This is a genomic window from Lactobacillus delbrueckii subsp. delbrueckii DSM 20074 = JCM 1012 (assembly GCF_001433875.1).
Lineage (GTDB): Bacteria > Bacillota > Bacilli > Lactobacillales > Lactobacillaceae > Lactobacillus > Lactobacillus delbrueckii.
Genome location: NZ_AZCR01000113.1, coordinates 1 through 804, shown reverse-complemented (window position 1 = coordinate 804; position 804 = coordinate 1). Strand labels below are relative to the sequence as shown.

At 47.9% G+C, this 804-nt stretch carries 1 pseudogene; it reads left to right on the top strand.

Annotated elements, in window-relative coordinates:
* Positions 1–804 (top strand): annotated as a pseudogene (locus tag FD23_RS11000) (IS4 family transposase); the annotation flags it as partial.

The window sequence follows — 804 nt, the reverse complement described above, 5'->3', positions numbered from 1 at the left end:
ATACATCTTCAGTAATGTGTTTCGAGACAGAAGCATGTACATGCAACAGAAGTCTGGCAAGTGTACTGCTGGCTTCTCCAAGAACACCTACTATCGATTCATGCAGAACCCACATATCAACTTTCGCCTCACTATTCTGCTAGCTGAGAGGATCGTCAATGGGTACCTGAAAGACCTGACTTCTGACCAACGTGCCGATTGCTTCATCTTTGACGATTCGCTCTACTCCAGAACTGGATACAAGAAGACTGAGCGGGCTGCCAAAGTATTCGACCACGTTTCGATGACCTACAAGAAGGGCTTTCGGAATGATGACCATGGGTTGGGCTGATGGATCCTCCTTCGTTCCAATCGCTTCATCACTCTTATCCTCAAAGAACGATCAGAATGTCATCGGGACGACTAAGAAGATCGACAAGCGCACAATTGCGGCCAAGAGGCGGATTATGGCCCGATCAAAGGGGACCGATGTAGTTATCCAGCTGCTCGATCAAGCCTTGAAAGCAGGGCTCACTGCCAAGTACGTCATGTTTGACACTTGGTTCTCCAATCCTCATCAGATTGTCCAAATCAGTCAACGTGGTTTGAACGTAATCGCCATGGTGAAGAAAAGCTCCAAGATCACATACGAGTTCGAAGGAAAGCGGATGAACGTCAAGCAGATCTTCAACTCATGCAAGAAGCGTCGAGGTCGTTCAAGATATCTCCTGTCCGTCCCTGTATAAGGTTGGAGATCCTGCCAAAGATGGTGCCCAGATTGATGCCAGAATAGTCTGCGTAAGAAATCGCTCCAACCGCAAAGAC